This is a genomic window from Bradyrhizobium sp. (assembly GCF_030697065.1).
In the GTDB taxonomy this organism is placed as follows: domain Bacteria; phylum Pseudomonadota; class Alphaproteobacteria; order Rhizobiales; family Xanthobacteraceae; genus Bradyrhizobium.
Window position 1 is genome coordinate 1 of the sequence record NZ_JAUYQU010000142.1, and the last position, 4322, is coordinate 4322.

Here is a 4322-nt window from a genome sequence, read left to right on the forward strand (position 1 = left end):
CGGGTCGCGACGCCCTGGGGCGAGCCTTCCGACGAACTCGTCTTTGGCGAACTCGGCGCGACCCAGGCGGTCTTTTTGCCGCGGCACGGGCGCGGCCATCGGCTTTCGCCCTCGACCATCAACTACCGCGCGAACATCGACGCGATGACGCGCGCCGGCGTCACCGATCTGATTTCGGTCTCGGCCTGCGGCTCGTTCAAATCCGAACTTTTTCCCGGTCTCTTCGTGCTGCTCGATCAATTCGTCGATCGCACCTTCGCGCGGCGATCCTCCTTCTTCGGCGACGGCTGCGTCGCCCATGTGTCGATGGCGCATCCGGCGTCGCCGCGGCTGCGGGTTCATCTGGCGGCCGCGGCCGAGGCCGAGGGCATCGCGGTCGCGCGCGGCGGCACCTATGTCTGCATGGAGGGTCCGCAGTTTTCCAGTTACGCCGAGAGCATGACGTACAAGAACCTGGGCTACTCCGTGATCGGCATGACCAACATGCCGGAGGCCAAGCTCGCCCGCGAGGCCGAGATCTGCTATGCGACGGTCGCCATGGTGACCGATTTCGACTGCTGGCATCCCGACCATGACGCGGTATCGGTGCAGGACATCATCCGGGTGTTGAGCACGAACGCCGACAAGGCGAAGGCTCTGGTGGCGCGGCTCGCCGCCGAGTTTCCGAGGGAGCACGAGCCATGCCCCGTCGGATCGGACCGTGCGCTCGACACAGCATTGATTACCGCGCCTGAAGCGCGCGATCCGGAACTGCTCAAGAAGCTCGATGCGGTGGCGGGACGGATTCTGCGGAAGTGAAGGTCATGTTGTGAGTGCGTCATGAAGGTCGGGGACAGGCACGTCAGAAGCATCTGGCTCGAGAACGACGGCTGGTCGGTCAGTGCGATCGACCAGCGGCTGCTGCCGCATGATTTCGTGGTGGCCCGGCTGACGACCTGCGATGCCGCCGCCGACGCCATTCGCTCGATGCTGGTGCGCGGCGCGCCTTTGATCGGTGCGACCGCGGCCTACGGGATGGCGCTGGCGATGCGGGCAGATGCTTCCGACGCAGCACTCGATCGGGCTCACCAGACGCTGATGGCGACGCGGCCGACCGCGATCAATCTGAAATGGGCGCTCGACGCCATGCGGTCGCTGTTGCGGCCATTGCCGGCATCGATACGAACGGCGGCGGCCTATTCCCGCGCCGGCGAGATTGCCGAGCAAGACATTGCCATCAACCAGGGGATCGGCCGGCATGGGCTTGGCCTGATCGAGACGATTGCGGCGCGCAAGAAACCGGGCGAGCGGGTCAATTTGCTGACCCATTGCAACGCCGGCTGGCTGGCGACGGTCGATTGGGGCACCGCCACCGCGCCGATCTATCTGGCGCATGACCGCGGTATCGCCGTTCATGTCTGGGTCGATGAGACCCGTCCGCGCAATCAGGGCGCCTCCCTGACGGCCTGGGAACTCGGCCATCACGGCGTGCCGCACACCGTCATTCCCGACAATACCGGCGGCCACCTGATGCAGCACGGCATGGTCGACCTCGTGATCACGGGCACCGACCGGGTCACCGCTGACGGAGACGTCTGCAACAAGATCGGCACTTACCTCAAGGCGCTCGCGGCGCACGACAATGGCGTGCCGTTCTATGTAGCGCTGCCTTCACCGACCATTGATTTCAGCGTCCACGACGGAGTGAAGGAAATTCCGATCGAGCAGCGCGGGCCTGAGGAAGTGACGCACATGACCGGGCGGACCGCCGATGGCAGGATCGAAACCGTGCGGATCGTGCCCGAGGGATCGCCGGTTGCGAATTATGCCTTCGATGTCACGCCGGCCCGGCTGGTGACGGGGTTGATCACCGAGCGCGGCGTCCTCAAGCCCGATCGCGCCGCGCTGTCGGCTGCATTTCCCGAACGGATAGCGGTCGCCGCCGAATAGCCAAGGAATCAAGCGTATGCAGAGTGTCTGGATCGATCGCGATGCCGATGCGGCCATTGCCCGTTATGCCGGCCTCGGCCGCGACGTGGCACTCCGGGTCTATACCACGCGCCTGCTGGGCCAGGATCCGCGGCTGGTGTTGCATGGCGGCGGCAACACCTCGGTGAAAACGCAGCTGGTCGATCTCAACGGCGAGACCGTCGACGTGCTCTGCGTCAAGGGCTCCGGCTGGGATATGGGCTCGATCGAGCCCCAGGGGCTGCCGGCGGTGCGGCTCGCGCCCCTGATCAAACTCCGGGCCCGCGAAAAACTGTCCGACGAGGACATGGTGCAACTGCAGCGCGCCAACCTGATCGACCCGATGGCGCCGAATCCTTCCGTCGAGGCGCTGCTGCATGCGTTCATTCCGCACAAGTTCGTCGACCACACCCATTCGACCGCGGTGCTCGCGCTGACCGACCAGCCCGATGGCGAGGCCTTGTGCCGCGAAGTTTACGGCAAGCGGGTCGGCTATGTGCCCTACATCATGCCGGGGTTTGGCCTCGCCAAGGCCGCCGCCGAGGTATTCGACGCCGATCCGTCGGTCGAAGGCCTGATTCTGGTCAAGCACGGCATTTTCAGTTTCGGCGCCGACGCACGCGAGGCCTATGAGCGCATGATCGCGCTGGTGGGCATGGCGGAGGAGCGACTGGCGAAAAATCGCAAGCCGGCATTCCCGGGCGCAAGGCTGCCGGCGCGGCCGGCGCGTCTCGCCGAGGTCGCACCGATCGTGCGCGGCGCCTGCAGCCTGCCCGACAGCAGGAGCGACGGTGCCTGGAAGCGCTTCGTGCTGGATTTTCGCGCCGGCGAGGCGGTGATGAATTTCGTCAACGGCGCCGAGGTCGCGCGATATGGCCAGGCCGGCGTGGTGACGCCGGACCACAACATCCGCATCAAGAACAAGCCGCTTGTGGTTGCCGCACCCGAGGATGGCGAACTCGCCGGCTTTGGGAAAGCGGTTCGCGATGCGGTTGCGGCTTACGGCGCAACCTACAAGGACTACTTCACCCGCAACAACGCCCGCGTCGGCGGGATCAAGACGATGCTGGATCCCTCGCCCCGCGTGGTGCTGGTGCCCGGCGTCGGCATGTTCGGGCTCGGCCGCAGCAAGAAGGACGCTCGAATCGCCGCTGACCTCGCCGAGGCCGCGATCGCCACCATCACCGATGCGGAAGCGGTCGGCCGCTTCGAGCCCCTCCCGGAAGCCGATCTGTTCGACGTCGAGTACTGGTCGCTGGAGCAGGCAAAGCTGGGCGGCGCCAGGGAGTTGCCGCTGGCGGGGCAGGTTGTCGCCATCACCGGCGCGGCGGGTTCGATCGGATTTGCAACGGCAAAGGCCTTCGCGGCGGCAGGCGCCGAAGTGGCGCTGCTCGATGTCGACGAGAGCGCTGCGCAGGCCAAGGCCAAGGCGATCGGCGGTGCCGCGCTGGGGCTCAAATGCGACGTCACCGATGCCGCATCGGTGCGAGCCGCTTTCGCGCAGATCGCGTCCGCCTTTGGCGGCGTCGACATTGCCGTCTCGAATGCCGGCGCGGCCTGGCAGGGGCGGATCGGCGAAGTCGACGAGGCGGTGCTGCGCGAGAGCTTTGAACTCAACTTCTACGGCCACCAGCGCGTCGCGCAGGCTGCCGTGAAAATCATGCGGGCGCAGGGCACAGGCGGCTGCCTGCTGTTCAATGTGTCCAAGCAGGCGGTCAATCCCGGGCCCGATTTCGGCCCCTACGGGTTGCCGAAGGCGGCGACCTTGTTTCTGGTAAGGCAGTACGCGCTGGATTATGGCAGCGAGGGCATTCGCGCCAATGCGGTCAATGCCGACCGGATCCGCTCCGGGCTGTTGACCGATGAGATGATTGCGTCGCGCTCGAAACTCCGGGGGTTGAGCGAGCAGGACTATATGCGCGGCAATCTGCTCGGCCGCGAGGTGGCTGCCGAGGATGTGGCGCAGGCTTTCCTGGCCCAGGCGCTGGCGCTGAAAACCACCGCCGACGTCACCACGGTCGATGGCGGCAACATCGCGGCGGCACTGCGGTGACGACCCCATGACTTCAACGCCGGCCGCGCCGCCCGCACCGATTCCCGGCGTCGCGACGGCGCGCGGCGACATCATCGCCGGGCTGGTCTCATCCACCGTCGCCATTCCGCTGGCGATGGCGTTCGGCATGTTCGCCTTTGTCGCGCTGGGCGACGAATATTTCGCCTATGGCGCGATGGCGGGCCTGATCTCGGCCGTGATCGCGGGCGTGGTCAGCGTGCTGCTCGGCGACCGCTCGACGCGGATCTATGCGCCGCGCATCACCACGACATTCTTTCTCGGTCTGCTGCTGTTTTCGCTGTTGCAGCGCGACCCGGCGGCG

Annotated in this window: 4 protein-coding genes; all 4 read left to right on the forward strand. The window is 66.3% G+C overall.

All coding sequences use genetic code 11. From position 1 onward, the window contains the following. A partial coding sequence (locus Q8R73_RS11565) for an S-methyl-5'-thioadenosine phosphorylase (RefSeq protein WP_305719678.1) occupies positions 1-798 on the forward strand: 798 nt, incomplete at its 5' end. A 21-nt stretch (positions 799-819) separates the two neighbouring features. Continuing rightward, a complete protein-coding gene (gene mtnA / locus Q8R73_RS11570; protein WP_305719679.1) occupies positions 820-1929 on the forward strand; it encodes an S-methyl-5-thioribose-1-phosphate isomerase in 1110 nt (369 codons plus the stop codon). Between the two features lie 16 nt (positions 1930-1945). Continuing rightward, positions 1946-4000 (forward strand): bifunctional aldolase/short-chain dehydrogenase, encoded by a 2055-nt coding sequence (locus Q8R73_RS11575; protein WP_305719680.1) that lies wholly within the window; start codon positions 1946-1948, stop codon positions 3998-4000. A 7-nt stretch (positions 4001-4007) separates the two neighbouring features. Further along, the coding region (locus Q8R73_RS11580) for a SulP family inorganic anion transporter (protein ID WP_305719681.1) at positions 4008-4322 on the forward strand (315 nt) is incomplete at its 3' end.

What these genes read in the sequence shown, in the direction of transcription:
- mtnA (WP_305719679.1), top strand. Translation starts at nt 820, where the DNA reads ATGAAGGTCGGGGACAGGCACGTCAGAAGCATCTGGCTCGAGAACGAC.
- Q8R73_RS11575 (WP_305719680.1), top strand. Translation starts at nt 1,946, where the DNA reads ATGCAGAGTGTCTGGATCGATCGCGATGCCGATGCGGCCATTGCCCGT.